Source organism: Metabacillus sp. B2-18, assembly GCF_021117275.1.
Classification (GTDB): Bacteria; Bacillota; Bacilli; order Bacillales; family Bacillaceae; genus Metabacillus.
Genome location: NZ_CP088245.1, coordinates 4,726,367 through 4,752,349, shown reverse-complemented (window position 1 = coordinate 4,752,349; position 25,983 = coordinate 4,726,367). Strand labels below are relative to the sequence as shown.

Here is a 25,983-nt window from a genome sequence, read left to right as displayed (position 1 = left end):
TTTGGACAGCTTCTTAATGAAGTTACTATTTATTGAAACTGGTATCTGATTGATATCCACCTCAAAAAGGTGATGGGTGCCTTGGCCACTTGGAGAAGTTTTTCATAGGTGTTCATCAGCACTCTAACTTCTTGAGCTAATTCACTATCAGCACCGATATTGTCAATATCAATTCCAGCAATACCAGATGGAAGGACAAGACCTACACCATCAAATTGATGAAGCTCTACAGCTTCACTAGCTTTATCAAAGGTTGTCCATTGAGACTGATACTCCTCTGTAGTGCCAGTTTTATAGCCTTTGGTGTTGTATGAGACTTTGGTACGGCGGCCTTTTTGCATTTCATAACGCCAACATACCCAAATCTTTTGTTGTTTTAATTCGTTGATTTCCATAGCCGCCGACCTCCTCTTTGTTTAGTCTTCATCAAAAAGTTCATCTGCACATGTCTTGCAAAGAAATCCAGCATAGATGGAATCATTGTCGATGCTGTCATGCATGGATTTAATCAATCCGTTTACATCAACTGTGGCAACATGATCGCAGTTCTTACATTCGATTTTGATATCCATAAATATCATCTCCTTCCGGTTTATCTGAGCCATCAAGTTGGCTGAGTTGTTCGCATAATTTTTCATAATTGATGTATGCCTTCTTGCCCACGAAGATAGCGGGAAGCTTGCCTGCTTTCAGTAGAAGCCTTAAGGCGTGTTCAGGGAGGATGCCTGTTTTAGCCGTTTCCCTTACGGTCAGCATGGTTGGTTTCTTGTTTTCCGACACGGGCTTTCTCCTCCTTGAGTTTTTTCTCTGCCTTTTTAAGCCAGTAGTTCTTGTTGTGCTTTTTCACCTTGTCAGCGTTATTACGGCGCCACTCCCGGAAGTATTTCAATCGTTCTTCCCTCGCAGCGGCTTCAAGTGACTGTTTGTCCATGAAACATACCTCCTTCTTAAAATTCTGTTTCGCTTTACTTTCGCTTGAAGTATTGCGATTTACTTGTTATTATTATGGTAATTCAGATAAAACGAAATAACAAGTAGAATAGAACTAGAATAATAAAGTTCAAGTAAAACGTAAAAACGGAGGTAAGTTCAGTGGAAATTCAATTTAAAGGGTACGATAATATTTTCGCCGTAACCTTACGAAGCATGATGGAAGAACATCCTCACACAGGTGAGAAGACCACACAAAAGGCACTGGCTAAAACTATTGGTATCCGACCACAGACCGTTAGTTTGTATATGGATGGGTCTACGCAGCCAACAGCAGAAAACCTTTATAAGATTGCGAAATATTTTGATGTGTCTGTGGACTATCTACTGACAGGGGTTAGTTCTGAGAACAAGGAGGTACATAAAATCCTTGGTTTATCAGAAGGAGCGGTCAATCTTATTAAAAGGGCACATGATACAGATAAATTTGGATCTTGTTCACAAGTCGTACCGGTGTTAGATGAGCTTTTATCAGATGTGGACTTTTATCGTTTTCTAGAAGACTTGTCGCTAAAGATGGAGAATTTAAAAAAGCTGGCCCAGATGTCACCAGACGAGAAGGAAAAGATGATGCCGGGTTTAAATGTTGAAGGCTACTGGGCATGGGATTTGATCACTTATGTACAGGAATTCATTATTAATGAGCTCGAAAAACGGGGAATACGGCGTGAAGACTAGAGAAAATTACCGCACATTTTGGTGTTTATATACTTGCTTTATAACACCGTTAGAGTGATAGATACCATAAGAGAAATGAATTCTCTCTAGGAAGGAGGAAACGAAATGCCAAGTATCAAAAAGCGGGGGGATACCTACAGAATCATGGTTTCTCTTGGCTATAATATGGAAGGCAAGCAAATCAGAAAGACCACCACATTTACACCACCGCCAAACGTCACGGAGAAAAAAGCGGAAAAATTAGCGACAGCCTTTGCCTATGAATTCGAAAAGAAATGCATGGGAATGACAAACTTCAATGAGAACATGAGGTTTTCCGAGTTGTGCGAATGGTACTTTGAACAGATTGCACCACACAAGTTAAAGGAAAGAACCCTATATACCAATAAGGAATTGATGAAGGCTTATGTATTACCATACATTGGGCATTTGAAACTCAAGGACATCACAACAGCTAGAATTGATGAAATGCTGAACCACCTGCACAAGAGGGGGAAAATCAGCAGGTTCTATATTATGAAAGACCCATCATTGCTTGGTGACGGGACAAGAAGGCCCACCGCAAGAAAGGCTGGTCTTAATCTGAATACCATCAAAACAGCGGCAAGAGGCGGTCGTGTGAGCAAGCCAACCGCAGAGAAGATTGCAGGAGCATTTGGCAAAAAGCTGAACGATCTATTTGTCGAGGAAGAAAGACCCGATGAAGAAAAAGGAATTGACAGCACTTCCATTGCCAGAGTCAGAACCGCCACATCATCGATTTTTAGCACCGCACTTAAGAAGGATATTATATGGAAGAACCCGGTGGTACATGCCACTTCGCCAAGGGGGACAGAAAAAGAAAAACTGTTCCTTGATGATAAACAATGCAAGCAGCTTCTAAAATATCTTGAGGAAATACCCAACAACAATGCGAGAGTAGCACTGACTACGCTAATGTACACCGGTATGCGGTCGGGCGAACTTTGTGGGCTTCACTGGAAAGATGTTGATCTAGAAAAGGGAACCCTTCATGTTCGCTACACCCTTTACCGGGCTGACGGGCAGTACAAGCTGTCAACACCAAAGACCAAATCAAGTTTAAGGATGATTGCGATACCCGCTGAACTCATTACCATTTTAAAAGAGCATAAAAAGTGGCAAGAAAAATACAAAGAGTCGCTAGGGTCAAAATGGATTGAACGAGGAGCGGTGGTAACTGGCATGGAAGGAGAATACATTAGTGGGGTTTATCTCAACTCAACATTGAAGAAGCTGTTGAATAAGCATGACTTGCCAGACATACACGTTCACGACTTGCGCCATGCCAATGCTTCACTACTCATCAATGCGGGGGTGCCGGTCAAGTTCATCTCAGAGCACCTAGGGCATTCGAAACAAAAACTACCGAGGATATTTACGCCCATGTTTATAACTCCACAGCCGAGAAGGTAGCAACAGCCATCAGCGATGCCTTGGATGGGGTGATATGAAATTATTTTTCAAATTTGGGATTAGGACTATGTGATAAAATCAATTTAATACAAAAACCATGGTTAAGGAGGAACAGATATGGCACGTACTTTTAAAGATTCTATTTCAGGATTTGGTAGGGAAGTTTTGGAACGTATAAGGGAGGATAACTACGCAAGGTTAGATCAAGCTGCCTTTGAAGAAAGAGTAATTGGAATTGAAAAAGCAGTTGCGGCTCTTTGTGAAGCAGAAGTTGAAGATGAGAAAATCATATCCCTATTGCAAAAATATTGGGATTTGCGTCTTAGTGAAGCCGAGGAATTTTTGCAACACGAAAGGCGAGTTCAAGAGAAGTAAATCATACTTGTGGTGAAACAATGAACGAAAATATGCAAAAAAAAGTGTGCTCCAAGCGGGTACACTAGGCAAATTCGAGTGTGCTGTAAGGGGAAAGAAGCCTTGCAGCACATTTTTTCTTAAAAAGTGTACTTTTAGAGAAATAGTTGGTGTTTATCCGGTGTTTTAATTTGCGAGAAAAGCCTAAACGAAAATGTACGATACACAATCAGCTTTCAACAAACCCCGATTTTATGCGGGTTTCAGGCACGTTCTTAAACACTACGAAACTACTTTTTACGGTTTGAGAAAGAGCATATTGATACATCCGTCCAATATAATAAATTTCTTCTAAGTACGTATGCAGCCCTTGCTCAAGAAGAAATCGAGACCATTTCAACATCAACCAGGTGGGGATTTGAAAAGAACTTCAAGAAAGGCATCCCTCGGTACAATAAGATGCTTGGTTATGATGTGGTGAAAGTAGATGGACGAAATACCCTTCAAATTAGCGAAGAAGGGGCAGTAATTGTTCGCCGTATCTTTGACTGGTTTTTACAGGGGATGACCATGGCTGAAATAGCACGAGAATTAATAAACCAAGGGATAAAGACATCAGTAGGCAAAGACCTGTGGAGAGGATCAACTGTAAAACATATTCTAACGAACGTGACCTATACCGGTAACAAACTGACGAGGGTTCGAACAAAAGACCTTTTCACCAATAAAACAACCAAACATATGAGAGATGAAATTGCGATTGAAAATTGCCACCCTCCAATCATTAGTATGCAAGTATTTGAACAAACACAGAAACGCTTAGAAGAAATTAAACCTAAGAGGAAGTCCACAGGACCAAAAGGGAATAAACATTCTCTTTCAGGAAGAATGACCTGTCACCGCTGTGGCTATCGGTTGAACAACTATCCAACGAGAAGGGTGAACTATTGGAAGTGCCAAGCGAGTGATATCGGCGCCTGTGATTTTACATCGATTAGAGAAGATCGTTTGAGAGAGATTTTGCTGGAGGGCTTCAAACAGAAATTTGATATGACGAGTAATTCCGTTTTCGATACGGCCAAGAAGGTGCTTCAAAAGATTAATCAGAAGGACCATTTCGAGTTTCACCGATTAAGGTGGATGGCTGAACTGGAGTTAGCAAAAGAAGGGAAGGGTGAGCTGGCTAAAGTAGAACAAGCCTATAAAGAGTTTGAACAACACATCGCCAGGATTGAAGATGATCGAATCTTTCGGAACCAAACATTGAGCTGGCTTGAGACGGTCCTAAATATAGAGGAGTTTCTAGAAACCATTACGATTGAACAGCTTAGGGCTTGGTTGATGGGAGCGGTCATTTATTCTCCCGATGATTATCGCATTGAGTGGGTCGATGGGACAGAAACCATCGTAGGGGAGATGCCTAATAATCTACAGAAAGAAGAGATTCTTGAAAGTCAATCAAACAAGAAGTTTCAAAAACAACAAGAGCATGAACCACTATATCAGATCATTGATGCAGAAGGACATTTGAAAGAAAGGAGTGAGGAAAGCATGCAAGCACTTATGGATAGAGAAGTCATCAAAATTGAACCTAAAAAAGGGCAAAGCATGTTGAAGACAATAGAAAAGAACTTGCGTGACCATCCCTCCTCAACAACAAACCAGCCGGTTACAAAACCACTTAGAACTGCTGCCTATTGTAGGGTATCTACGGATCGTGAAGAGCAGCTAACCAGTTATAAAACACAGGTAGCTTACTATACGTATTTAATCCTCAAGGATCCTCGATACGAATTTGCTGGGATATTTGCGGATGAGGGGATATCAGGAAAATCCCTTAAAAATCGAACGGATTTCAAAAAGCTGATGGATGAATGTACACGTGGGAATATCGATTTAATCCTTTGTAAGAGCATTTCAAGATTTAGTCGGAATACATTAGAAACGTTAAAAGCTGTCCGGTTATTGAAGTCTCTCCCTCGACCGGTGCACATATATTTCGAGAAAGAGAACATCCATACAGAAGATGCTGATAGCGAATTGCTGATTACAATTTTCGGTAGCATTGCTCAGGAGGAAAGTATAAATATCGGAAACTCCATCGCATGGGGAAAAAGAAGTATGGCCAAGCGCGGCATAATTAAAGTAGGAAACGCCAACTATGGTTATCGGATTGGAGAGAAGCATCAATGGATTATCCATGAAGAAGAAGCTAAAGTTGTTCGTCGTATTTATGCGGAATTGCAAGCAGGAAAAAATTACACCCAAATCATAACCGGATTAACTAAAGATCGCATTCCAAGCCCAAAGGGAAAAGATGTCTGGAGTCTTAGCACGGTGAAGGGTATCCTGCAGAATGTGGTCTACAAAGGAGATTATCTTTATCAAAAATATATCACCGTGGATACATTAGAAGAAAAGACTGCTCCTAATGAAGGGGAGTTACCCCAGTATTATATTGAGGGCCACCATGAGCCTATTATTGCTCCGGAAGAATGGGAGAAGGTACAAAGCATTATCCAAAAACGCAGCGAAGCCTTCAAGCAGCTGAACTACCAAAAGTATTCTAAAGACCAGCATAAAAATTCTTCTTTTACAGAGAACTTGTATTGCGGAGAATGCGGTAATGTACTAGGGTATGAACGAAGCTTGGAGAGACGAGGCTCCAACGGAACCAAAGAAATCAATCGTTGGGTTTGTAGGCTGGCGGAGAAATATTACGCTGTGAACGGCTGTTCATCTCAACGTTTTCATCAAGACTATCTTGAAAAGCACTTTATTAATCTATTAAAAAGGCTTGAACAAGACGAGACATTTCAGCAAGAAGTAGAAAGAGTCATTGCTCAAACAGTGTTAAGTGCTCAAGAGCTGAAACAAGAAGTAGAGGCTCAAAGAAGGATGGAACAGTTGAATCAAGAGCTTTATGAGGCAGTAGATGAAGAGTTGCATAAAGACGGACAAGATCACCAAAGGGTGGATGCCCTAAGTGAAAAGATAGTAAAACTGCACCAGCAGTTGAAAGACTTCTCTGACCGTAAAAAGCTAGCAGAGCATTATAGAAATGAATTCAAAGAGCTGAAGAAGGAAATCAAAAAATTGAACGATGAAACCAGCCAATCATTCCCTGCAGATCTGTTTGAACGATTTGTCGAGCAAGCCACCGTCTATAAGGATGGTAAGATTGTGTACCATTTAAGTCTAGGCCTAGAATGGTCGACGGATGAAAGATATGAAGATTATCAAAAAATGATTTCATTGAAAAGAAAAGCGGAAAGGCATGCAAGACGAAAAGAAAAACAGGCAGAGTTTTTGAAAGGACCAGAAGTAATTGCCTTACTGGAATATTGTGAGGAACCTCGGAGATGGGGAGAAATCCTAGCCTTTATGAACACGAAGATGACGATCTCAGAATCCTATTTCAGGAAGAGCATTGTACTACCATTGATAGAGGAAGGAATGTTGCACAAGGATTTTATACCAGGCAGTCAAAGTAAGAGAAAATATTATATGGTGAAGAAGTAATGAGAACCCACTGAGTAGGCTGTGTATGAGCCTCTTGGTGGGTTCCTTTTTTATTGTAAAGGAGCATAATGTACTTTATTATTGTTGTTTATGTATTCTAGTAAATCATTGTGTTGACTGTTTAAAAGATCAGCTTCCTGTCCTTGATAATATGGTGAAAGCCTCCAGTATTCATGCTTATTTAATCCTTCAAGAAAGTTTGGGTTCGGAAAATAATCATCTCTCCATATTAGAACGTCAGATTCATAGTTTCCAGAACCGTTCAAACCTAGTGCTGATTTACTTAAATTACTACTACCAACAATCATTGCAAATGGAACATTATCACGTGTTTTCATAGAAATTTTTGCATGCCACTTTCCGTAAGTATCGATTAGGAAACGTTTTTGATTACAATGACAACCTTGATTCATATAATGAACAAAATCTATATACCGGTCGTAGTGACATTTATTACTAGGATTAGGGTTATCGCTCTTACAAGTGCATTGGGATCCAAAGTTTCCTGAAAGTGTAATTAATTGCGAATTATTATATCCTCTAAATCCTAGGTTAATATTATTACGCAGACTAAAATCCTGGACTCCAGTAAAGCCGCTACTTAGTATTAGCCCCTCTCCAGGACATAAGACTAATTTGTTTAATTCACGATAGAAAGGGCTAGTACCTTCTAGATTCTTTCTAAATAGAATTGCAATCCCCATTTGCGTTCCTCCTACTAACACCTTTTAAATCAATTATAGCATCTATAAAATCGTATAATTGAGAAGAACTCTTTTATATTCTTACATTTCCATAATTTCACATGATGATATAATAGTCTTAGAGACTTTTGGATTAGAAGGGATGGTGTACAGCTTGGATTCAGCCTACCTACATAATTCTGTTTTTAACATTGAACTGAAAAGAAGAGAGCTAGAACAACAAAATTTAACACGGTCTGAAGTTAAGCGTTGGTTCGAAGATAATTATCGTGTTTTTTCAAAAAAGAGTGCATTTACTTGTTTATGCTGCAACAAACCAGTAAATATGAATTTAACCAAAGATGAGGGAAGACCATTTTATTTTCGCCATAATGATGAAAGTGAATGTTCTTACTCTGAAAATACCACAACGTATGATAAGCATGTTTCTAAGCATGAGGTTAAATCAAAGAAAGATATTGGTCTCACCATTTTTAAAGAGATATTAGAAGGTGAGCTGAAACCCTACGACGTTGAGATTGAGCGAGGGTATCATTACAAAAAGAAACTTTCATTTATTCCGGATTTTATCATTAAGTTTCCGAACTCCGAGGAACGATGGGCGATTGATTATTTTACAGCAATCGATCAGGGGTTAACCTCAGGTAGCTACGCTCGTCATTTATCCAAACGAATGAAAACCTATAAAGAAGAAGGTTTTAAGCCCTTTTCATTCGTAGACTATAGTTGGCTTTCTTTTTTAGAAGAGACGAATAAAGGAACCTTACTTACTGCTGAAACTTATGTAACTAGTAAAACTCCTGAAGATAGTCTGTGGGATACATTTCTTGAGGAAAATATACAAGGTGATTTATTAGACTTTTTTATGAAAGATACAGGAGCGACCATAGACGAATTTAATACTAGAAACATCGCGTATGTAGATGTATTTAATCGGCTATGTACAATCTTTCGTTTCATACCAATATCACAACAAGATCGGAATATAACTTTTTATAAATTATCATCTTCTGAAGTACCCCTGGCACAAGCGTTGTCAGTGAATGCCGATCAAAATCATTTTGTACTTTCAAAGGAAAATGAGGATGAGAGGAGAAATGGTTTTCTAAAGGAACTAATTGAAAGAAAACAACAATTTGAGTTAGAACAACAAAGGTTAAGAGAAGAACAAGAAAGGATTAGGGCAGAGGAAGAAAGAATTAAACAAGAGGAAGAAAAGCAAAGGGCACGATCAAGGGCTCGAGAAGTGGAATGGCAAAAGCAAAGACAAAAAGCCAAAGAGCTAGAAGATGAAGAAATCGAAAGAGAAATGCAAGAAAGAATGAGAAGAGCGGCTTTAAGGCCAATCGAGGTTCATCCGGATGGTTGGGATCAAAGGTCCCAGAGACAAAACCGATATGGAATCTATACCTACCAACAAAGTCCACCAGAATCTAGTTATACGAAAACAGAGGATTCTGCAGATAAAAAGAAAAAAGAGAAGGTTAGAGATATACTGCTATCGCAACCTATTAAAGGTGAACTCTATATTGATGGGGATAAAAGAGCTTGGCGGATTATAATATTGAAGTGGATAAACGAAAATCAATCAGGTGATTCGCTAGTTGTTTCATTAGAGAAGGTTATAGGTCATATGAGAAGTTCAGGGATTTCCTTTAATCAAAAAAATGATAAACTGGTTAAGTATCCAATAAAAGAATTTCTTGAGTTTTATAGGAAGACGATAAAAGCAGAACTAAAGAAAAAAATTGAGCTAACCATTCAGGAATAGACCTTCAAAATTATTTATATATAATAGTAAGAACTCGGCAAATTTTGCTCATCACAATACGTGGTGGGCATTTTTTATTGTTTAGGGGGGATATATTTCGCGTATTTTTATCCATACGTCCTCACGGCGATGCTCAGGCAACCCTTAGAAAGTAAAACGGTGACGATAAGTCGAGTTCATTCAACTGTAACGTACCCTGCAAACTTTATTTTTATCGCTGCAATGAATCCATGTCCATGTGGATACTTCGGCTCAAATGATCACTATTGTACCTGTTCAGAAAAGCAGATAAAAGCCTACAAAAATCGGGTGTCTGGTCCTATCTTAGATCGCTTTGATATTCTCCTAACCTTACAAGCAGTGAACCTTAAAGGACATGATTTTAAAGGAATTGATTCTTCTGAAGACATAAAAAAACGCGTAGCCTCAGCAAGAGAAAACCAGTACAACCGATATGGGAAGGAAATTTGTAATGGTACGGTTCCCTTTGAACAATTGATTCAAAGCAGCCCCCTGACACCGAAGCAACAATACGATTTACAACAAGTTTCTAGTAAACAGGGTCTAAGTAATCGAGTCCAAATAAAAATCATTCGTTTAGCGAGAACAATTGCGGACATAAAGGGAGAAGTCTTGATATCTGATGAAGATCTAAAGGAAGCGATGTTTTTGAGAAAATTAGCACCACCTACTCATTTTTCCTTGACAGGAGAAGCGAATAAACCATTATATCGATAATCAATTTTAAGTGTTATTAATTAATTGAAAGGTGGTCGATCGTTTGCCTCGTAGTGCTAGATTGAAAAGTAGTACAGGTGTTTATCATATCATTAATAGAGGAGCAAATAGGCAGGAAATCTTTCACGACGATGATGACAAAATTAAATTTCTTGAAACCTTGAAAAGATACAAAATAAGGACAGCTATGAAAGTATATGCCTGGTGCTTGATGGATAATCATGTTCATTTGCTTGTAAAAGAAGGCAATGAAGAGATATCTCTGGTCATGAAGCGAATCGGTGTAAGCTATGCTAGCTATTACAACTGGAAATACCATACGAATGGTCACCTTTTTCAAGATCGATTCAAAAGTGAAAATGTAGAGACACAAGAATATTTGATCACGGTCACAAGATACATTCATCAAAATCCGGTAAAAGCAGGTATCGTTACAGGTCCCGAGAAATGGAAGTGGAGTAGCTGCCTTGGTTATTATGGAGAGAATGTATACCCTACTGATTTACTCGAATGTAACTATATTCTACGTATGTTTTCACCTAATTGTTCAATTGCACAATCGAGATTTAAAGAGTTTAATGAGCTACAAAATACAGATAAATGTCTAGAGGACTACGACGACATTAAGAGAAGACTAACAGATGAAGAAGCAAGAATCGAAATTAAAAAATGCCTTGCGAGCTATGAAGTACCACAAGTAAAGAGCTTGCCTAGTGAACAAAGAAATCAAATTTTAAGAAAGGTAAAGAATATTGAAGGACTCTCCCTGAGACAAGCAGCAAGGATTTTGGGTGTTTCTCCTAATCTTTTGTTTAAGGTGTAGGAGGTTGCAAGAAGCACGGGAACCGTCCCTGTGCTTCGAAAAAGTAAGCAAAAGAAGCTGAAAACGAAGGGGAAACATGAGGCGTTACTCAAAGGGCCTGAGGTAGAGGAGCTGCTGCCAAAAGCAGTTAAAGAGATTGTATATTGTATGAATGAGAGGATGGACAGTTATAATACGCACACCTTCCAAGTTATTTTGAGACCATTAATGAAGCAGGGAAAAATGGAAAGATTCAAAGCACCGGAAAAGGGCGGAACCAGAGAGGTATTTCATTATCGAGTAAAATGACAACTTTACATCTTCAAGAACTATTTGAGAAACCCACTGAGTTGGCTGATGCAGCCGCTTGGGGGACCTTTTTGTTGTTGTCGATTCCGGACAAAATTAAAAGAGGACCAGACGCATCCAGTCCCCTTAAGTGTAAGCCGAAGCTATACACCGCTATTAGTTATATAATATGATACTACAGTTTATCCTATTCGTAAAGTACAAGCCTATATGTAGCTTGTTAAATTATTCACCTTATTTCTAAAATCAGAACCCATAATAGAGGTGTGAACAGGTATCGGTACTGTACTTCTTAGCTTTTCAGATTCAGCGTAGAACTTCCTGACAATCTGTTTTAACTCGGTTTTGGTAACACCGAGCTTTTTCAGTAGGAAGATTACAACGATAAAATAATCAACAATGGTGTCAAAAGTGATGTTGTTGATTCCTGTTTCACTTTGTAAGTATTCCTTCAGCCTAGAAGGCGGATTCGTCTTTTTAAACCTGCAATCAAAGACTACAGAGTTATGAGCTACTGCATTACGAAGCTCTTTAATAAGGAATATAATATCTTCCACTATTCTTCCATTCTGATTATGATTTGTAGTGTGCATATTTAAATCTTCAGCAATAGCTATTCGAGTGTTTTGATTTAAACACTGTAGGAAGAATCCAAATTCTCCTAGATTAATGACCTCAAATATAGCCCACAGTGGAATCGGTTCATTCTTATGGAAGAAGTGTGAAATCACGGCCTTTTGTTCAGAATAGTTGTAACTAATCTGTTGGTTGATTTTGTTCCGTAATTCAAGCCGTTTCTTCATTTTATCCCTATACTTACTATTACCTGTATTTTCTTTCTTATAATCATTTAATAGGTGTGAAAAAACAAAATCGAAGTCCACCGGCCCTATTCCAATTAAGGTATTAAGTGTATAGTTCTTAATCGCTGTTTCAATGAACATAATTCTTGGATACAAGAGTGTTTTAAGGTTTGTATCAAACTCATACACCCCAACAACCTCATCAAAGTTGGTATAGGGAATTTGGTGGTTTGCCTGTCCGATAAAACGATATCCTTTATATCCATGATAATAACCGATATTTAATAAATCTTTTTTCTGTTTGCTACCGCTAATTTCTATGGCATGCTTATCTCTAAGGTGGCGCATTAACCCGTTAGTTGTTTTCCCTTTTACCAAAATGAATCGCTCCCATTTATAACTAATATCCTAATTATAAAGGCTAACTACCAAAAAAACTACAAACCTAGTATTCAATGATCATTTAAAGGTTGATTTTTCTGAATATTACATTTCCATAATTTCACATAATGATATAATAGTCTTAGAAAATATTAGATTAGAAGGGATGTGTATTGCTTGGATTCGGCCTACCTACATAATTCCGTCTTTAACATAGAACTGAAAAGAAGAGAGCTAGAACAACAAAACTTAACACGGCCTGAAGTAAAGCGTTGGTTCGAAGATAATTATCGAGTTTTTTCGAAGAAGAGTGCGTTTACTTGTTTATGCTGTAACAAACCAGTAAATATGAATTTAACCAAAGACGAGGGAAGACCGTTTTATTTTCGCCATAATGATGAAAGTGAATGTTCTTACTCAGAAAATACCACAACGTATGATAAACATGTTTCTAAGCATGAGGTTAAATCTAAGAAAGATATTGGTCTCACCATCTTTAAAGAGATATTAGAAGGTGAGATGAAACCCTACGACGTTGAGATTGATCGAGGGTATCATTACAAAATGAAACTATCATTTATTCCGGATTTTATCATTAAGTTTCCGAACTCTGGTGAACGATGGGCGATTGATTATTTTACTGCAATCGATCAGGGGTTAACTTCAGGTAGCTATGCTCGTCATTTGTCCAAACGAATGAAAACCTATAAAGAAGAAGGTTTTAAGCCCTTTTCATTTGTGGACTATAGTTGGCTCTCTTTTTTAGAAGAGACAAATAAAGGAACCTTACTTACTGCTGAAACTTATGTAACTAGTAAAACTCATGAAGATAGTCTGTGGGATACATTTCTAGAGGGAAATTTACAAGGTGATTTATTAGACTTTTTTAGGAAAGATACAGGATCAAGCGCAGACGAATTTAACACTAGAAATATTGCTTATGTAGACGTATTTAATCGGTTATGTACAATCTTTCGGTTCGTCCCCATATCACAACATGATCGGAATATAACTTTTTATAAACTATCATCTTCTGAAGTACCCCTGGCACGAGCGTTGTCAGTGAATGCCGATCAAAATCATTTTGTACTTTCAAAGGAAAATGAGGATGAGAGGAGAAATGGTTTTCTAAAGGAACTAACTGAAAGGAAACAACAATTTGAGTTAGAACAACAAAGGTTGAGAGAAGAACAAGAAAGAATCAGAGCAGAGGAAGAAAGAGTTAAACTAGAGGAAGAAAAGCAAAGGGCACGATTAAGGGCTCGAGAAGTGGAATGGCAAAAACAAAGACAAAAAGCCAAAGAGCTAGAAGATGAAGAAATCGAAAGACAAATGCAAGAAACGATGAGAAGAGCGGCTTTAAGGCCAATCGAGGTTCATCCGGATGGTTGGGACCGCGGCTCTATAAGACATAACGGTTATAGCAACTACACTTATCAACAGAATTCTACTGTAGCAAACTATGAAAGTACAGAAGATAAAATAGAGAAGAGGAGAAAAGAGAAGGTTCGAGATTTGCTGTTGTCTCAACCTATTCCAGGAGAACTTTACATTAGTGGAGATACGCAGTATTGGAGAAAGGTGATCTTAAAGTGGATAAACGAAAATCAAACAAGTGATACCCTTGTTGTATCGTTGGAGAAAATTATCGGCTATATGAAGAGTTCTGGAGTCTCCTTTACTCAAAATGATAAACTTGTTAAATATCCAATAAAGGATTTCCTTGAATTTTATGTAAAAACTTTAAAAGCAGAATTAAAGAAAAAGGTACAATTAAGTATCAAAGAGTAAATAGGTGACAGTATTTCACGGTTTAGGAAAAGGGGATTAATATGAATCTTAATTTAATATTTCTGTTTATACTAACAATGATTTTAGGTGGGTTAGTCTGGCATTTGAAAAAAGAAACAAATAAATATGATAATGCTTTTATTATTTTTAATATAATTATCTTTGTGGCGCTTTTATCTGTAGTATTTGTAGTTGATCTGATTACTACTTGGGTTGGATCTAGTTGGCTTGGTATCTTATTAGCATTTCTATTACCAATAATATTTGCTTTGATTTGTTTAGGTCTTGCATTTTCTGCTAATAAGAAAGAATTGTTTGGAGAAAAGAAATTTCAAGAATGGTTTAAACAAAACTTTAAACAAATAACTTTAAGAATTACTATACTTTCAATCTACTTCTTTATTTTACTTTCATTTTTATTTTTAATATTTTTTAATATCTCTGGCTATGACTCGTCGATATATAGTGCATCTGAAATAGCTAATTCTCTTACGTTACTAGGTATCATAACCACACTTCTCGGTATGCTTCCGGGTTTATACGAAAAGCTGAATTAGTAAGAATATAAACAAGGTAATGATAGCTCATCACATAAGTTAAAGGTGATGGGCTATTTATTTTGTAATTAAAGAGAGAGGAGGGATTTATCGTTTCTGCAAAAGCACCATATATGAGGTTTAGTGTTAAAGTACGACGTAATTCATATAGAAGGTATAGAAAATATCAATCTATATTTTGCGTATTTTTATCCACTCGTCCTCACGGCGTCATTAGCTCATCTTGGAGTTCTTTTCCTAGATGAATTAGGGGAATTCTCCAAAAAAACATTAGATATGCTCAGGCAACCCTTAGAAAGTAAAACGGTGACGATAAGTCGAGTTCATTCAACTGTAACGTACCCTGCAAACTTTATTTTTATCGCTGCAATGAATCCATGTCCATGTGGATACTTCGGCTCAAATGATCACTATTGTACCTGTTCAGAAAAGCAGATAAAAGCCTACAAAAATCGGGTGTCTGGTCCTATCTTAGATCGCTTTGATATTCTTCTAACCTTACAAGCAGTGAACCTTAAAGGACATGATTTTAAAGGAATTGATTCTTCTGAAACATAAAAAAACGCGTAGTCTCAGCAAGAAAAAACCAGTACAACCGATATGGGAAGGAAATTTGTAATGGTACGGTCCCCTTTGAACAATTGATTCAAAGCAGCCCCCTGACACCAAAGTAACAATACGTTTTACAACAAGTTTCTACTAAGAAGGGTCTAAGTAATCGAGTTCAAATTAAAATCATTCGTTTAGCGAGAACAATTGCGGACATAAAGGGAGAAGTCTTGATATCCGATGAAGATCTAAAGGAAGCGATGCTTTTGAGAAAATTAGCACCACCGTACTCATTTTTCCTTGACAGGAGAAGCGACGAAACCATTATATCGATAATCAATTTTAAGTGTCATTAATTAAAGAAAGGTGGTCGATCGTTTGCCTCGTAGCGCTAGATTGAAAAGCAGTACAGGGATCTATCATATTATTAATAGAGGAGCAAATAGGCAGGAAATCTTTCACGACGATGATGACAAAATTAAATTTCTTGATACCTTGAAAAGATACAAAATAAGGACAGCTATGAAAGTATATGCCTGGTGCTTGATGGGAAATCATGTTCATTTGCTTGTAAAAGAAAGCAATGAGGAGATATCTCTGGTTATGAAAAAAATCGGTGTAAGCTATGCTAGCTATTACAACTGGAAATACCATACGACTGGTCACCTTGTTCAAGATCGTTTTAAAAGTGAAAATGTAGAGACACATGAATATTTGATCACGGTCACAAGATACATCCATCAAAATCCAGTAAAAGCAGGTATCGTTACAAGTCCCGAGAAATGGAAGTGGAGTAGCTGCCTTGGTTATTATGGAGAGAGCGTATATCCTACTGATTTACTCGAATGTAACTATATTCTACATATGTTTTCACCTAATTGGTCAATTGCACAATCGAGGTTTAAAGAGTTTAATGAGCTACAAAATACAGATAAATGTCTAGAGGACTACGACGACATAAGGAGAAGACTAACAGATGATGAAGCAAGAATCGAAATTAAAAAATGCCTTGGGAGCTATGAAATACCACAAGTAAAGAGCTTGCCTAGTGAACAAAGAAATCAAATTTTAAGAAAGGTAAAGAAAATTGAAGGACTCTCCCTGAGACAAGCAGCAAGGATTTTGGGTGTTTCTCCTAATCTTTTGTTTAAGGTGTAGGAGGTTACAAGCAGCACGGGAACCGTCCCCATTCATCACATATTCAATTTTTCCTATATTTGCACAGCATTTCTCCTTTTGTATTTTTTCCAACACAAGTTCAATAAGCATTACATATAAATTAGCTGGAAGGGACAATGGTGGTCTCTTCAATATCATATTAAAGTTTTTTTCGTAATTAACAACAATAATTAATTTATCGGTTTCTAAAAACTTTTTAAAAAACCATGCGACTGTAAAGATGGGTGAAGCACGGAGAAGGTTCTAGTGTATACTCCAGCGAATAGTTTGTTCTATGATTTAAGCGGTTTCCACAATTGCTCCTCTACTTAACTCTAAATGATTAAGGCAGTTCCTAAAATAAGGTTTCTTTGGGGCTGGTTCAATATTGCTATCGAAAGGTTTCATACCAAGCGAATAGCATACTCCTTCGAGATCATAATCTTTTACTGGGTATAGAGTCTCAACAATAGCTTCTATTAACTCTCGTTTTTTCATGAGTAGTCACCTCACATGTTTTATCCCTATTTCTATTAAATGACTAAATATTGGCTAATAGAACTAAACCATTAAAAAAGATTAAATCGGATCTACAATGTTAATACTTCTGTTACCAATCAGTGTCAAAAAGGGTAGGAAGTTCATATAAAAGCACCAAAGAGATTAGAAGTTTGATAAAATATAAAATAGAATAAAGGCTCTACACTAAAATCTGTTCTTGAAGGTCGACATTACTTTACAAGAAATACCAAATGTTGCAAACAAAGAATTTTACTAGAATGTAATTCAGAACTAATCGGGTAACATTGGGGTCAAGACCATGTTTTGGTGTAGACCCAGAATAAATATACAATATTTGGTGCTTTTGAGGTGGTGTTGTTTTGGAACCGAGAGAATTTAGACCTTATAGTAAAAGGGTTAATCCTAATAATATTGACGTAAGGGAAAGGAAAGATATAAAGACTGGAATAAGGTTATCAATACCATATATGCTACTGTTGAAAAGCGGAGAAACATATAAAATTCGTTTGCCGAAAAATAAAGAAAAAGAGCATGAACTTCGGGTGATTAATAGAGTTCATTATGATGGTCAAAATTTAGTGAATTGGTTTGGACTATTTATTTCTATTTTGTTAGAAGAGGCTTTGGAGCTGGCCAATGATGATATTGAGCAAGTATTTGCTCAGGCTTTAACCGCTTACTATCAAATAATGGACGAAGATGGGGTTCCTGACAGTTTAAACTTAAATGCGATAAAACAAATAGAGAACCATCAAAGCTTGAAATTAGACAGTGTACAAATAAAAAAGGAAGAATTATTTAATTTAAGTCTGCTGCAAGCTTTTGGAAATGAGATGCAGACATTACATCTTTATAGATTAGTGAGTTATTAGCTGAGAACGTAGCAAATTTATGATACTTAAATTTTGTAAGTTAAAAACGGAAAGTCTTGCCGTTGTTGTAATACTATCTAATATTTTAGGAGGAATTTTCATGGATTTTAGTAATTTAACAGATGTATCAACATTCGAGGGAGCTGTTTTTGCTGGAGTATTAGCCGGTTTAATCTCTGGATTTATTTTGGGGTTTTTTACAGGAAAAAAAACCAGCAAAAAATCTAATATAAAAAACAAAGGTGATCAAAATACATTTAACGTAAATAAAGATTGAAGGTCGGTGATATAGATGTTCAGGAGAATTAAAAAGTCTATAGCTAAAGCTATAGTTAAAAATAAAGGAAACAATAATACTTTTTACGTTAATTCAGTAGTGAATACCCAAGATTCATTTAATGAAATTCAAAAATTAATTCGCGAAGGTAAAACTAGTGAAGCAGCTGATTTATTCTCTGGATTAGTAAAGGGAGCAGCAGCTCAACACCCAGCTTTTCCTCACTGGAGATATGGTATAGATTTTAATCCTGAGAATGGATCGGTAACACTTAGTCATGTACCTAGCTCAAAGGAAGCTTTAAAATCCCATCCTCTGAAGGGCAGTGTAGATGTTAATTTGCCAGATGAAATTAAAGCAAACTTTAAAAATTGGGGAGAATTAATAAGGTATTCATATAACACCCAGACTACTTTAGAATTTGATGCAACCTCATTTGAAACGTGGATTGGCAAGAAGTTAATTGACAAGCAAAAGGGAGAAATTAAATTAAAGTTAATTCCTCATAGTTTTCCGCCTCCATCTCCAATGCGTTTATACACAACAAATGGCTCTGTATCATTTGACTATCTTGAAATCGGGGTCAGCAAAATAGAAAATAATATCATTTATATGGACAATGCTCAACAAGAAAACAATATAGTTGCGGTTCAATTAATGATTAATTTACAAAAAGGAGCATTCCTGTTAGAAGGATTTTCGGGGACTTGAACAAAAAAGAGCCCTCTTGGTATGATACGGGGTGTCAAAATCTGCAGAAATTGACCCCTAATTTGTTAACCAAGGAGGACTCCATAATGGATTTTAAACAAAACCATAAAATAAATCAAGTCACTGAAAAAACACTCGTTGTCGGAATCGACATTGCGAAGCGAAAACATTTCGCCTGCTTTGTAGATGATCGTGGGAGAGTGCTCCAAAAATCATTTTCTGTATTACAGTCTAATGATGGTTTCCAGCATTTTTATCATCGTATTCTAACTGCGATGAAAGAACACGAAAAAACAGAAGTCATCGTAGGGATTGAACCTACTGGCCATTACTGGCTTAATTTAGCCTATTTCCTTGATGAACGAGGCATTCCCCTCGCAATGGCTAATCCTTTGCACGTCAAGCGTTCAAAAGAGTTGGACGACAATTTACCAACCAAACATGACCGCAAGGATGCACTGGTGATCGCTCGTCTCATAAAAGATGGACGCTTTAGTTATCCACGTATTTTGAAAGACATTGAGGCGGAACTTCGTGTTGGGTCAACATTTAGAGGTAAGTTGACAGAGGAATTTGGTGCTGTCAAAAATATGATGATTCGCTGGTTAGATCGATATTTTCCAGAATTCACTCAGGTGTTTCCGTCATTCGGGAAAATGGCTCTGGCAGTACTTGAATGTACTCCATTTCCAAGTGATCTATTTCAAAAGCAGCCAGATGAAGTCTTATCGCTTTACCGACAGGTTGAGGGGCTAAAATCTCCCCAACGACCAAAAGCAATACAACTTATTGAAGTCAGTTCTAACTCCATCGGAGTAACAGAAGGACGTGAGATGGCCCGTATTGAAATTGCCACGCTCGTTCGCCGTTACAACCAGTTGGAACAAGAAATTGAAAGCATTACACAGCAATTAGTTACGCTTGTACAAACGTCTGTAGAGTACGAATGGCTCTCAACGGTTCAAGGACTCGGCGATACCACAATCGTTGATTTGTTGGCCGAAATCGGTAGCTTTTCACACTATGAAGATCCACGCCAAATCATTAAACTTGCGGGATTAACTTTACGTGAAAACTCTTCCGGCCAGCACAAAGGGCAAAAACATATCTCCAAACGGGGAAGAAGAAAGCTTCGTGCCCTCCTTTTCCGAGTGATGATGCCAATGGTTCGCCATAATGAAGCCTTTCGAAAGCTGCATGAATATTACACTAACCGTAAGGTTAACCCGTTACGGAAGAAGCAATCTATTGTGGTTCTATGCGGAAAACTAATAAAAGTCTTACATGGAATAAGTACAAAGCACAAAGCTTTTGACGCACAGCGAATGATGAAGGATATTCCTAGTCTCGCAGAGGCTATGTAAAGTTCTACATCCCCTAATAGACCTAGACAACAGGATGACACGGAGAAGCTGGCACTATTTTTCCCATCCGACCTCGAGTCCCTAAAGGAGCTTCGCTAGCCTCTGCCTTATGACTAGACCGAACGAAGGAATGTAGGCACATAGATGCCCAGAGACATGGGAGGGTACGTCATCATAAGCTACGCAGAGATCCATTGTGCATCGCATAATTCCAGAGCACTACTTACCATCATTATCCAGTAGTGACCGCGTAGCGTACCCATACATTGGAATAGTTTCACAAAATATGAAAAATTTATTAGGATGCGTGTCGAAAAATATTTTTTTGACACTCCGCCAACGGGTCAAACCGTTGATAAATCAACATTTATAGAGGGAGGAATTGATTTAAATATCACTCTTAATAAGGAGCAGCACAATAAAATTAAACCTGAACTTATATTTATGAAATTTCTTTATGAAGCAAAAAAGACTCCTTTCTCCTTAAAGGTACTGAAAACAGATAGTGATTTATTTGTTGCTAAAAATTGGAATGTAGATATAGGGGATGAGGAAGAATTCAAAAAAACTATAGAATTTTTGGAAAGATTAAATAAGGTAGAAGAATTTTTTGATGTTAAATTTACATTACCAGAAAATATTACAATAAAAGATGAAGAAGCTCTATATATTCTTGAGAGCGTCATTAATAATAAAGATATTAAAGGTACATTTAAAAGCACATCAATTATGCTTGATAAAGTTAATGAAGTTAATGAATTTATTGAAGTAATGGAAAATAACCCGAAAGGAAGTAAAATGTCTGTTGAGATGGTGGAGCCATTTATCACTCTTTTTGGTGCTACAATTAAATTTGAGAAATCTGTTGCTACCTACGATACTGTTAAGATTAGGGATTTTGAAAGGTTAAAAAGTAAGGCTAGGTTTATGAATGATGGTGAAACAGTCAAGATAGATTTTGAATCGGGTAAAAGAAATAACATAACTGAGAGGTTTGTATTCAACAAATAAAAATTATTGTATGTATTGATTTATTTTTAAAGAGAACTTATTCATCCATATTTATTGCGCCTTTGCTCACCACTTGATAGATGGTGGGCTTTTTTGTTTGCCTTCAATTTTGAATACATCTATTACGCATATTCGCATATTGTGAGAGAAGCACGGGGACGGTTCTCGCGCTTCCTCCAATAAAACTTTATAAGAATCGATTTCAAATTCTAATTCGGATTGTTGTGTAAATATAAAAGTGTTTATGATATGACTGGACAAAGGGATTAGCTCCTATTTTTTATACTATGATGTAGGTGAAACAAGAAAGTAAACAAACCCTATTGCCCCTTTTTGGATTGGAATGGTTTTCTTAATTTCTTTTTTCGTAAAGGGAAGGACAAGACTGTCCCTTTCTGCCCCCCTTGCATTATTGAAGGATTATTACATATTGTGTTGAATATCTCTATTAAATCTAATCTAGTAATAACAAGTTGAAGATATGTGGAGGCTATAAAATGGTTGAGTTGAAAACATTAGCAAAAGGGATGCCTTTTGAATATACAGGCTCTATTGAGAGTGGATTATCTATTAAAGTAGGCAGTTCCAGGTACCCTATAAAGGTCTCACCTGATATTTTAAAAGAATTAGTTACACATTTTAGTGGTAAAACCACGGTAATTAATGCAACTAGGACAGTCGATGATTTAATGGAGGGAAGTCTAGGTCACTGGCTGAATATATATGTAAGTGGTCCAGTCATTACATCTTATGCTGCAGCCATTCTTGTTCATGAAGGATACGCAGATTTTATTGATCATAAACTAGTATTTAAAAATATGGTTATATGAGATGGATATAGTTAGTGGAAACACCCGGAAGCACAGGCACGCTTCCTCACAAAAACTTGAATAAAATTGGCCCTAAAATTTTATTTTTGATTGTTGTGAAAATGGAAGAGTGGTATATGATGGATTTGTAAAAGGGCCTTATATTATTTACCTCACAAGATAAGGCTTACTCATCTAAAACTGCTGCTTTATACTCTTCTTCGAATACTAAAACTACTTAACTAGAAATTTTCTGATCTGTTATCTCAACCAATCTTTCAATTAAATTAGCAAACATAGAATTGGAAAATAATGTGTCATTACTTTTAGTAATCTACATATCTGAATTCTAGTCCTATGATTAATGTAATGAAAATAAAATTCATAAGCCTCAATAGAATAACTATAAATCATTGTGGAATTAAGCAAGTTATCCTACATACTGGAGGGAATTGTCGTGTCTTCAAAAGTAACTAGTATTGGTTTGAAAGGGCTTGAGGGGTATCGTATTCAAGTCGAAGTGCAGGTAAAGGAAGGACTCGAAACGATGATCATAGTAGGATTACCAGATGCATCGGTAAAGGAATCGAAGGAACGTGTTGCTGCAGCTCTTCATAGTTTAGGTTTTTCGTTAGTTGATATGAAGGTAACGATTAATCTTTCACCAGCTGAGCAGAAGAAAAATGGTCCGTTATTTGATCTTGCGATATAAGAAAAGTGAAGAAAATTGAAGGACTATCCCTGAGACAAGCAGCAAGGATTTTGGGTGTTTCTCCTAATCTTTTGTTTAAGGTGTAGGAGGTTGGAAAGAAGCACTGGAACCGTCCCTGTGCTTCAAGCTCCGACTCATTGTTGCTTCTGGAATGGCAAGTGAAGATAATGAATTCTATACACTGGATGATATGTCATCATATGTTGTGAAAGCTTTTAATAGTATAACTCCTGAATTATTCTATAGCCAAGAAAAAAGACAATTTTATCTTGCCATAAAATCAGGTAATTATGTGATTTGTTTTCACTACCCGGTAGATTCTTTTTGGACTGAAGAGAACGTGCAACTCTTTAAAGACGATATAATGCGTGATATAATGGAGGCAGAACCAGCACTTTTCCGTGATTTTGCAATACAATTACTAGGAGGGATTAAACAATGAGCACAAAGGTATTACGTTATGAAGATGACAAAATTATTCATGTTGCCTCCGGTTCTGAAAATGCTGATAAGAAGTACATTGAAGCAAAAGCAAAACGCTTTGATGAAACCAATCGTCGCTTAAGAGAAGCTTTTGGGAAGAATGAATTACGTAAAAAGTAAAACCTGAATGTCTATGATGTTTAAGAATTGGTCCCATACAAAAATATATAATCAATAACCTCTTTTTTAGTCGTATACAAAGGCTATAGAAAAGAGGTTTTTCTTTGAGTTTAAAGTATGATCCTATTTTTAGTGATATTGCATCACATAAATATTTATCTGATGATTGATTCAAACTTATAATTTTTAATTCCGCCCCAAAACACCCAATATCCTCATATATGGAATTTAACACAGAATCGTAGGAACCGTCCCCGTGCTTATCTCATTAATCATCCTTGTAATAATCATCAACAATTCCCTTTAACCACTTTACCATTACACCTTTAAAATTAATCGCTTGGTTTAAAACCTTCTCTTGCTGGTGTGGTGATAAATGTTCAAATCGATATCGATCTTCTTTGAGGTATCGGTTTATTAGTTTCATGCTTTCATAGGTAAGACGCTGTGGGTCCTCTTGAGGTAATCCAGCTCGTTTTAATAGGAATTTTTCTGTTTCTTTTTTTAGCTTTAGTCCAATAATCCAATTGGCCGTTTTAATCGCAGTATGGTCAGTTATCAATTGTGTAACTACATTTTCATGAAATTCATATTCATTTCTAATCTTACTGGCTGTAAACCCTGTTTTCTTTATAATTTCAGCTAATTTTATATTTGCCTTACTTAAACGATTTAATAAAATTTGTTTATTTTCCTTTCCAGTATCCCCTCTATTAAAGAGTCTTCTCAACAACTTCAAATTACGGCTACCAATAGTAGCACTCTCCTCTTCAATAATACAGGGAGCTTCTTTTCGATTTGTGTAATTAACCAAAAAATAATACCGGTCTAACCCCCCTACAAGGTGATAAAAATCAAAATTCTGATCTTTCTCGACAGCAAGAAGTAAGTCATATTCATCTAAGTCTTTATCGTTTTTTTTCATCCGATCTATAAATGCTTTAGATACATGCAGGTTTTCAATTGGCTTGATTTTAGAAAGGGATATGTTATGAATTTTTGTTGTCATATTTGTTCCCCCTTAGAACATCCTATGACGTGTGTAATTTGTCCTATTATTCGAAGAAGTTATTATGTAAAAATATATTGGTACTATTGCAGAAGCGCAGTGACTGTCCTCGTACTTCCACTAATAATATACAGTTACCATTCTTGGACAGGTCGAAGAGTATTTGACAGCCTTCTTCAAATGAGACTTAATTGTATTAGCTACTTGTACATTTTATCTATTTAATATACCTTGGAAGGAACAAAACATATAAAGGAAACAGGAAACTCTGACGAGAATGTCCATCTGTTTCCAAGGAGCGGTAAATCATGCTAATTCAAGGTACCAAGAAACTTTTAACCGAACTAAAGGTAAAACCAACATTATCTGTAGAAGAAAATACCCTTTTCTCCTGGCATGCTAATTTAATTACGGTAAACAGAAGAAAAACACTAGTACTAATGAATGATAGTAACCGATATACGATTGTGCTTCATGGTCTAAAGGCAACTGATTTTAAGAAGATTAATGAATTGATTTTAGGAGCTGTAAAGGAAACATTTCAGGCAGAGGGTGTTCATGATTCTGTTATTGAGCAGTATCTAATTCAGGCGAAGGATATCTCCTATAGCACCACGAAAAATCGGTCATTTATAGCTAGGTTAAATAAAGCTTGTGAACATGTTTATTTTTATGAAGGAGATTTTAATCTGCAGTTGCTTAACCAGCCTTTTGTAAACAAACAAACGAGTCGTTTAATAGTTGGTGAGGGAAACAATAAGTATACAAGACCAAATGAAGATTTATATAGCGATTTGGGGAATCTTGTAGAGGGACCTATTTTTCAAACAGAAGCATTTATTTTCCACGTAAAATTACAACTTGAAAATCATCAAGTTTGGCGTAGAATTAGTGTCCCAAAACATATCACGTTTCCGGAATTGCATCATACGCTACAAATTGCATTTGGCTGGCAGGATTACCATCTTCATGAGTTTACTATTTTTGAGGGAAAGCCATTTTCTCTTGATCAAAAGCAGGGAATAGACAAGGCTACTCCAATTGTAAAACTAGTCTGTCATGAAGAGACTCTTCATTATAGTAGTGACATCCCTACAAAAATGGAATCAGGGGAAAAGCCTGCAGATTATCTTCCTGCTGAGATGATATACACCTATGATTTCGGAGATAACTGGGAGCATCGAATTGTGTTAGAGAAGGTGATCGACGACTATGAAGTTAACCATCCCATTTGCCTTGCTGGGGAGGGAAATGCACCACCGGAGGATGTTGGTGGAGAATTAGGATATGATGAGTATCTTGACATTATGGCGAATCCAGCTCACCCGGAACATGAGCATATGAAACGTTGGAGTAGAAGTCAGCTTTATGAGGATTTTGATATTGATAGGGTTAATTGGAGGTTGGGTAAGCGTAGCGATAAGGTGTAAATAAATATAATGAATATAGACTAAGAATTGTATTTATATTAAACCATTCTGACGGGAGAAGTGTTGGTGCACTTCTCCTTTTGTTATTTACAAAGCAAATACATATGAATTAAAACAATTAA

The 25,983-nt window shown here is 36.8% G+C and carries 30 protein-coding genes; 22 read left to right on the top strand and 8 right to left on the bottom strand.

The features are described from left to right. Nucleotides 1–29: 29 nt before the first annotated feature. From LPC09_RS23795 to LPC09_RS23780, 4 genes are read right to left on the bottom strand one after another with little or no spacing between them, the layout of a single operon-like run. Nucleotides 30–395: a hypothetical protein gene (locus LPC09_RS23795; RefSeq protein ID WP_231308587.1), complete on the bottom strand. Its 366-nt coding sequence runs from the start codon at nt 393–395 to the stop codon at nt 30–32. 21 nt (nt 396–416) lie between these two features. After that, nucleotides 417–572: a hypothetical protein gene (locus LPC09_RS23790; protein WP_231308586.1), complete on the bottom strand. Its 156-nt coding sequence runs from the start codon at nt 570–572 to the stop codon at nt 417–419. After that, nucleotides 550–780, bottom strand: coding sequence for a hypothetical protein (locus tag LPC09_RS23785; RefSeq protein ID WP_231308585.1), 231 nt, complete (start codon nt 778–780; stop codon nt 550–552). The genes LPC09_RS23790 and LPC09_RS23785 overlap by 23 nt, the downstream gene beginning before the upstream one ends. Further along, a complete protein-coding gene (locus tag LPC09_RS23780) occupies nt 731–931 on the bottom strand; it encodes a phosphatase (protein ID WP_231308584.1) in 201 nt (66 codons plus the stop codon). The genes LPC09_RS23785 and LPC09_RS23780 overlap by 50 nt, the downstream gene beginning before the upstream one ends. Before the next feature lie 161 nt (nt 932–1,092). Here LPC09_RS23780 and LPC09_RS23775 point away from each other — a divergent pair, with 161 nt between their 5' ends. The 4 genes from LPC09_RS23775 (at nt 1,093) to LPC09_RS23760 (ending at nt 6,978) form a co-directional block, all read left to right on the top strand. Next, on the top strand, nt 1,093–1,668 hold the full coding sequence (locus LPC09_RS23775) for a helix-turn-helix domain-containing protein (protein ID WP_231308583.1): 576 nt from the start codon (nt 1,093–1,095) through the stop codon (nt 1,666–1,668). A gap of 105 nt (nt 1,669–1,773) precedes the next feature. Next, complete coding sequence (locus LPC09_RS23770; protein ID WP_231308582.1) at nt 1,774–3,102, top strand: site-specific integrase; 1,329 nt, start codon at nt 1,774–1,776, stop codon at nt 3,100–3,102. A 117-nt stretch (nt 3,103–3,219) separates the two neighbouring features. Continuing rightward, nucleotides 3,220–3,477 (top strand): hypothetical protein, encoded by a 258-nt coding sequence (locus LPC09_RS23765; protein WP_231308581.1) that lies wholly within the window; start codon nt 3,220–3,222, stop codon nt 3,475–3,477. Between the two features lie 438 nt (nt 3,478–3,915). Beyond that, nucleotides 3,916–6,978, top strand: coding sequence for a recombinase family protein (locus LPC09_RS23760; protein ID WP_231308580.1), 3,063 nt, complete (start codon nt 3,916–3,918; stop codon nt 6,976–6,978). Between the two features lie 50 nt (nt 6,979–7,028). Here the strand turns inward: LPC09_RS23760 and LPC09_RS23755 are convergent, their stop codons facing one another. Then, nucleotides 7,029–7,682 carry a phospholipase D-like domain-containing protein gene (locus tag LPC09_RS23755; protein WP_231308579.1) on the bottom strand — a complete coding sequence of 218 codons (654 nt, stop codon included), beginning with the start codon at nt 7,680–7,682 and terminating at the stop codon, nt 7,029–7,031. A gap of 154 nt (nt 7,683–7,836) precedes the next feature. Here LPC09_RS23755 and LPC09_RS23750 point away from each other — a divergent pair, with 154 nt between their 5' ends. The 3 genes from LPC09_RS23750 (at nt 7,837) to LPC09_RS23740 (ending at nt 11,014) form a co-directional block, all read left to right on the top strand. Beyond that, nucleotides 7,837–9,453: a hypothetical protein gene (locus LPC09_RS23750; protein ID WP_231308578.1), complete on the top strand. Its 1,617-nt coding sequence runs from the start codon at nt 7,837–7,839 to the stop codon at nt 9,451–9,453. 129 nt (nt 9,454–9,582) lie between these two features. Further along, on the top strand, nt 9,583–10,191 hold the full coding sequence (locus tag LPC09_RS23745) for an ATP-binding protein (RefSeq protein WP_269217408.1): 609 nt from the start codon (nt 9,583–9,585) through the stop codon (nt 10,189–10,191). Nucleotides 10,192–10,234: 43 nt separating this feature from the next. Beyond that, the gene (locus LPC09_RS23740; protein ID WP_098795673.1) at nt 10,235–11,014 is read left to right on the top strand and encodes a transposase; all 780 of its coding nucleotides are present in this window, start codon (nt 10,235–10,237) and stop codon (nt 11,012–11,014) included. Between the two features lie 494 nt (nt 11,015–11,508). Here the strand turns inward: LPC09_RS23740 and LPC09_RS23735 are convergent, their stop codons facing one another. Further along, nucleotides 11,509–12,483: an Abi family protein gene (locus tag LPC09_RS23735; protein WP_098795671.1), complete on the bottom strand. Its 975-nt coding sequence runs from the start codon at nt 12,481–12,483 to the stop codon at nt 11,509–11,511. A 180-nt stretch (nt 12,484–12,663) separates the two neighbouring features. On the opposite strand from LPC09_RS23735, the gene LPC09_RS23730 reads away from it, so the two are divergent. The 5 genes from LPC09_RS23730 (at nt 12,664) to LPC09_RS23715 (ending at nt 16,541) form a co-directional block, all read left to right on the top strand. Then, nucleotides 12,664–14,277 carry a lipase chaperone gene (locus tag LPC09_RS23730; protein ID WP_098795670.1) on the top strand — a complete coding sequence of 538 codons (1,614 nt, stop codon included), beginning with the start codon at nt 12,664–12,666 and terminating at the stop codon, nt 14,275–14,277. A gap of 41 nt (nt 14,278–14,318) precedes the next feature. Then, nucleotides 14,319–14,834 (top strand): hypothetical protein, encoded by a 516-nt coding sequence (locus LPC09_RS23725; RefSeq protein WP_098795669.1) that lies wholly within the window; start codon nt 14,319–14,321, stop codon nt 14,832–14,834. 123 nt (nt 14,835–14,957) lie between these two features. Next, nucleotides 14,958–15,392 carry an ATP-binding protein gene (locus tag LPC09_RS27515; protein WP_331275788.1) on the top strand — a complete coding sequence of 145 codons (435 nt, stop codon included), beginning with the start codon at nt 14,958–14,960 and terminating at the stop codon, nt 15,390–15,392. A 170-nt stretch (nt 15,393–15,562) separates the two neighbouring features. Continuing rightward, entirely contained in the window at nt 15,563–15,739 is a 177-nt protein-coding gene (locus tag LPC09_RS27510) for a magnesium chelatase subunit ChlI family protein (RefSeq protein ID WP_331275816.1), read from the top strand. Nucleotides 15,740–15,761: 22 nt separating this feature from the next. Then, nucleotides 15,762–16,541, top strand: coding sequence for a transposase (locus tag LPC09_RS23715; RefSeq protein ID WP_231308576.1), 780 nt, complete (start codon nt 15,762–15,764; stop codon nt 16,539–16,541). Nucleotides 16,542–16,841: 300 nt separating this feature from the next. On the opposite strand, the gene LPC09_RS23710 is transcribed toward LPC09_RS23715, so the two are convergent. Beyond that, on the bottom strand, nt 16,842–17,039 hold the full coding sequence (locus tag LPC09_RS23710) for a hypothetical protein (RefSeq protein WP_231308575.1): 198 nt from the start codon (nt 17,037–17,039) through the stop codon (nt 16,842–16,844). 383 nt (nt 17,040–17,422) lie between these two features. On the opposite strand from LPC09_RS23710, the gene LPC09_RS23705 reads away from it, so the two are divergent. The 9 genes from LPC09_RS23705 to LPC09_RS23665 all read left to right on the top strand — a co-directional run bounded on the left by LPC09_RS23705 (nt 17,423) and on the right by LPC09_RS23665 (nt 23,422). Next, nucleotides 17,423–17,935, top strand: coding sequence for a hypothetical protein (locus LPC09_RS23705; RefSeq protein ID WP_098795666.1), 513 nt, complete (start codon nt 17,423–17,425; stop codon nt 17,933–17,935). Between the two features lie 100 nt (nt 17,936–18,035). Next, nucleotides 18,036–18,212, top strand: a complete 177-nt coding sequence (locus LPC09_RS23700) for a hypothetical protein (RefSeq protein ID WP_176550981.1) — start codon at nt 18,036–18,038, stop codon at nt 18,210–18,212. A 15-nt stretch (nt 18,213–18,227) separates the two neighbouring features. Further along, entirely contained in the window at nt 18,228–18,923 is a 696-nt protein-coding gene (locus tag LPC09_RS23695) for a hypothetical protein (protein WP_231308574.1), read from the top strand. A gap of 86 nt (nt 18,924–19,009) precedes the next feature. Further along, nucleotides 19,010–20,287 carry an IS110 family RNA-guided transposase gene (locus LPC09_RS23690; RefSeq protein WP_098799709.1) on the top strand — a complete coding sequence of 426 codons (1,278 nt, stop codon included), beginning with the start codon at nt 19,010–19,012 and terminating at the stop codon, nt 20,285–20,287. Nucleotides 20,288–20,590: 303 nt separating this feature from the next. Then, nucleotides 20,591–21,298, top strand: a complete 708-nt coding sequence (locus tag LPC09_RS23685; protein WP_231308573.1) for an abortive infection system toxin AbiGii family protein — start codon at nt 20,591–20,593, stop codon at nt 21,296–21,298. A 497-nt stretch (nt 21,299–21,795) separates the two neighbouring features. Beyond that, nucleotides 21,796–22,128 carry a hypothetical protein gene (locus LPC09_RS23680; protein WP_098795664.1) on the top strand — a complete coding sequence of 111 codons (333 nt, stop codon included), beginning with the start codon at nt 21,796–21,798 and terminating at the stop codon, nt 22,126–22,128. A gap of 436 nt (nt 22,129–22,564) precedes the next feature. Continuing rightward, on the top strand, nt 22,565–22,819 hold the full coding sequence (locus tag LPC09_RS23675; RefSeq protein ID WP_098795663.1) for a magnesium chelatase domain-containing protein: 255 nt from the start codon (nt 22,565–22,567) through the stop codon (nt 22,817–22,819). 151 nt (nt 22,820–22,970) lie between these two features. Continuing rightward, nucleotides 22,971–23,261 (top strand): hypothetical protein, encoded by a 291-nt coding sequence (locus tag LPC09_RS23670; protein WP_098795662.1) that lies wholly within the window; start codon nt 22,971–22,973, stop codon nt 23,259–23,261. Then, nucleotides 23,258–23,422, top strand: coding sequence for a hypothetical protein (locus LPC09_RS23665; RefSeq protein WP_176550980.1), 165 nt, complete (start codon nt 23,258–23,260; stop codon nt 23,420–23,422). Before LPC09_RS23670 ends, LPC09_RS23665 begins: the two co-directional genes overlap by 4 nt. 268 nt (nt 23,423–23,690) lie before the next feature. On the opposite strand, the gene LPC09_RS23660 is transcribed toward LPC09_RS23665, so the two are convergent. Further along, entirely contained in the window at nt 23,691–24,431 is a 741-nt protein-coding gene (locus LPC09_RS23660; RefSeq protein WP_098795661.1) for a hypothetical protein, read from the bottom strand. 308 nt (nt 24,432–24,739) lie between these two features. Here LPC09_RS23660 and LPC09_RS23655 point away from each other — a divergent pair, with 308 nt between their 5' ends. Next, the gene (locus LPC09_RS23655) at nt 24,740–25,861 is read left to right on the top strand and encodes a plasmid pRiA4b ORF-3 family protein (RefSeq protein WP_231308572.1); all 1,122 of its coding nucleotides are present in this window, start codon (nt 24,740–24,742) and stop codon (nt 25,859–25,861) included. Nucleotides 25,862–25,983 lie beyond the last annotated feature (122 nt).